We start from the raw sequence: 3,986 nt of genomic DNA, 5'->3' as shown, positions 1-3,986 counted from the left end.
AGAACTCCTGGCCTATATAGTTTTTTTTCTGTAATTTGTCAAGTACAATTTATACCAAATTAGATGCGATTACCCTGCTACCAACGGCAGCGATTATAACAATATCGGCGGCACTTCTGGGGCAATTAATGCTACTGGCACAATTAGTTTTGTGACTGGTGAAACATCAAAAACCATCACTCTGGATGTGTTGGGCGACACCGTAGTTGAAGCTGATGAAACTATTACCATCACCCTGTCATATCCCACAGGTGTCGCAGCGGCAACACCGATAATTACTGCTGATACTGCTACCACAACTATTATTAATTACACTCCACCAACACCGATACCGATACCAGCACCACCAACACCGCCGACACCGCCGACACCGCCGATAACAACGCCGACACCAACACCGACACCAACGGATAATCGCCCGCCAGTTGTAAATCGTCCTGTCTTGTCGCAAGGAGGTTATAAAACCAATGAGTTGATCTTTGCTGCAAACACCGATACTGACCCCGATCCGGGCGATCGCATTAGTTATACGATCTGTCTGGCCGATTACAATGCTTTGAATTCGTCTGCATTCACTTGGGAGACAGCTCTCAACCGCGGTTCCTATCGCCAGCCGGTAGATGGGTTAAGTTTTCCTCAAATTCCTCTCCCCTCGTGGTTAACTTTCAATCCCGAAACCCGTACTATCAATTTAGATGCGAGTCGCCCAAAATCTTTCAACTATTGGCTGAAGGTAACGGGAACGGATGCGTCTGGTGCCAGTGTTAGCGAACTCGTTCGGTTCAAGAGTAACAGTTTCGGCGGTTTTGTGATTGACAATTACATTGCTGGTGCTACTGTCTTCTTAGATGCCAACAAAAACGGCATACTCGATCCTAACGAACCGTCTGCCATAACTAGCCCTAATGGTGAATTCGATCTGAATCTCGCCTCCAACATTTTTGACAAAAATCAAAACGGGGAAATTGACCCAGAAGAAGGCAATTTAGTTGCCATAGGTGGCACCGATACTGCCACGGGTTTACCGCTAGAAACACCAGTTACCGCACCACCAGATGCTACTGTTGTCACCCTTTTAACCAGCTTAGTTGCTGACTTAATCGACAAAGGAGTTACATCAGAACAAGCACAAGCTTCCGTCAAAAAATCCCTTGCCATCCCCGCTGATGTTGACCTAATTAGCTTAGATCCCATCAAGGCAACCAACAACAACGAACCAGGCGGAATCGCAACTTTATCCGCAATGGTGAAAGTCCAAAACATCATCACTCAAACTAGCGCTTTGATTGACGGTGCTTCTAGTGCATTGACTAAGGATATTGTCAAGGCTGTTGTCAGTTCAATTACGAGTCGAATTCAATCCAGTACAGTTTTAAACCTCAGCAATGCAGCAGATTTAGAACCAATAATTCAGCAATCTGTCAGTAGAATCAAGCAAGTTGACCCCAGTTTTAACAGTCTAAACTTCACCCAACTTGCCTCGCAAGCTGCGACAGTAATGGCAACAGCAAATCAACTCATTGATGCCGCTGTCTCCAGCACAACAGGAACATCCATTCCCGAAGCAGTCGCCCGCGTCCAAAAAGTATCTTTGGGCGAAACTACTCAAGACTTTAAAGCAGTTGGTGCGGGAAGCAAGCCAATTTCCCAGTTAGTTGCTGAGAATACTGGTGCTGCTTTAGATAGCAAAATTCAAGACACAACCTCGCCTGCGCCTGGGCTTGCGGTTCCTGTTGTTACCGGTGACGCGGAGTTGGGCAGCGATTCGCCCGATCGCATTCTTGGTACAAATGACGACGATATCCTGAATGGCGGCAGCGGAAATGATGCTTTGATGGGCATGAGGGGCAATGATTACCTCGACGGTGCGATCGCAAATGACTCTCTTTTCGGAGGCAAAGGTAACGATATTCTGCTGGGAGGTAGCGGTAATGATGCCTTGTTTGGCAGCCGCGGTTCTGACATTTTGAATGGCGGTGATGGTAACGATATTCTGCTGGGAGGTAAGGGTGATGATTTGCTGACTGGCAGTTTAGGAAGTGATATTTTGACGGGAGGTGAGGGTAATGATAAATTCTTGCTTTCCACCAATTCTGGCATCAATACTATCTTGGATTTTGAGGATGGCCAAGATTTGCTAATACTCGCCAACAATCTCACTTTCTCTCAACTCTCAATTACTCAAGAAAACAGTTCAACTTTCATCCGTTTGTCAGCAACCGATGAAATTTTAGCCTCTCTCAATGGAATGTCTGCCAGCTCAATAAGTGCTGCCAATTTCAACCTAGCTTAGAGGAGTCGTAGATACAGCAGATTGCAGTTTATGAAGTGCAGGACACGGCATTGCCGTGTCCCTACGGGGAGCGATATAAAATCCATTTCAGCTACTCTTGTGCTGAATTTTGCGTTTCGCTGCACCAATACCTAGAATCCCAAATCCGGCTAAAGTACCGAAGATAGTAGCAGGTTCTGGTACTGGTTCAGCAGATTCTTTTTCAAACGATCCTTTAATGGCGATCGCATCGTTAGCGCACTCGGCAAAAAAGTTAGCAATATAGTTCCCCGAAGGCATTGAGGATTTATTGAAACTGAATCCAATGGTTTGAGAACCTACGGCATTAAACTGAGCGAAATCAAGACCGAGGACGCTCAAAGTTGCTGGTGTTAAAAAATTAATTTCTCCTACTTTTGTACCCGTAGCTATTGAGTTGAGAACAGTCCAGTTTCCTGTTTGTTGAAAATAGGGGTCTGTGGCAGCTAAATCGCCCATTGATGGGGTTCCGCCTTGAGATGCCACTACCGTATTGAATTGGTTTAAATTGCTAAAGCCAGAGTTAGTTTGAGTGACGTTTTTCGCTGTAACATTTTTGTAAACGCCTGTTGTCGCCACGCTGGAGTCATTTCCTTCGGCAAAGCGGATACCAAACAAGCTGCCGTTTGCGTTAGCTGTATTGAAGTTTTGACCGGAAAAATTGAAGAATAAATCGCCGTAGTTGATGTTGCCTCTTTGAGCTAGTGGGTCGGCATATCCTGCTAAACTTAGATTAGAGTTGATGGCGATGAAAGCTGTATCTGATGTTTCTTTGATGGCGATGCCGTAAAATTCAAATTCCCCGCCGCCGATTTGGGGCCCTGTCACGCCGTCGTTGAAGGAATCGATCGCATAATTCCAGCCATGAGATAGCGTTGCTGCTGTAGCTTTTTGTTGCTGTAGTGCGAAAAGGGCACATAAAATAGCTACTGAGTAAGTCCAGTGGATGCTGTTTTTAGCAATGGATTTCATAAAATGCTCCCTGGGAATCATTGTTAAATTGTCCAGTCTGCTCGATCGACTGTTTTTAATTTTCAGTCAATCATACCTTCAGGCCGAATTTCTTAAAGTTTTGCTAAAAATTTGGTCTGGCAATTGCATCATATTAAATAGATTGCTTAAAACACCCAACCAATGCCAGTAGCTAAATATAGCAATCCTCGCATCAGTTGTAAAAATATGTAGGGGTAGTGCTAAGAGTGCCTACCCCACCCAAGGCGGTGCAACCGGGCGTGGGTTTTGCCCCTACAAGAATTACACAAATCATTTAGGATTTCTACATAGGACTTACGCAGACACAGGGCGAACGCATCTAAATTTCATGTTAACAGAATCTGGTAAGCTGTTCGACATCTAAACTGCATTAACTAAGTTACCTTTATTGTTTATTTTTCGGTTCCATTTCATAATTAGTTCTCCTTCATTTAACAGTTTATGTAACAGTGATTCTAGTTTTTCAATTGATTCAAATAATCTATTAGCAACATATTCCTTGGCAGAATGCCATACTAATTCAACTAAATTATAATCAGGGCTATACTTGGGCAAAAACTCTATGATTAGATTCGGCATCTCTTCGGCTATTTTCTGCAAAGTCGCTGCTTTTTTATGAAAACTAGCGTTGTCCAAAATTATCACAAACTTACAGCCCTTATCTTTAAAGTCTTCTGCTAAA

The 3,986-nt window shown here is 44.0% G+C and carries 3 protein-coding genes; 1 reads left to right on the top strand and 2 read right to left on the bottom strand.

Going from position 1 to position 3,986, the window contains the following annotated elements:
* Positions 1 to 58 precede the first annotated feature (58 nt).
* On the top strand, positions 59 to 2,293 hold the full coding sequence (locus tag QT992_RS33060; protein ID WP_445305401.1) for a Calx-beta domain-containing protein: 2,235 nt from the start codon (positions 59 to 61) through the stop codon (positions 2,291 to 2,293).
* An 87-nt stretch (positions 2,294 to 2,380) separates the two neighbouring features.
* On the opposite strand, the gene QT992_RS33055 is transcribed toward QT992_RS33060, so the two are convergent.
* Both QT992_RS33055 and QT992_RS33050 read right to left on the bottom strand, forming a co-directional pair.
* On the bottom strand, positions 2,381 to 3,283 hold the full coding sequence (locus tag QT992_RS33055) for a PEP-CTERM sorting domain-containing protein (protein ID WP_333319694.1): 903 nt from the start codon (positions 3,281 to 3,283) through the stop codon (positions 2,381 to 2,383).
* Positions 3,284 to 3,664: 381 nt separating this feature from the next.
* Positions 3,665 to 3,986, bottom strand: a 322-nt coding sequence (locus QT992_RS33050) for a transposase (RefSeq protein WP_333378711.1), incomplete at its 5' end; no start/stop codon positions are given.

This window comes from Microcoleus sp. T3_D1 (assembly GCF_036700405.1).
Taxonomy (GTDB): domain Bacteria; phylum Cyanobacteriota; class Cyanobacteriia; order Cyanobacteriales; family Microcoleaceae; genus Microcoleus.
Note: the sequence above shows the minus strand (reverse complement) of the source record. Positions and strands in the feature narration are given on the sequence as shown.

What these genes read in the sequence shown, in the direction of transcription:
- QT992_RS33055 (WP_333319694.1), bottom strand. Translation starts at nt 3,283, where the DNA reads ATGAAATCCATTGCTAAAAACAGCATCCACTGGACTTACTCAGTAGCT.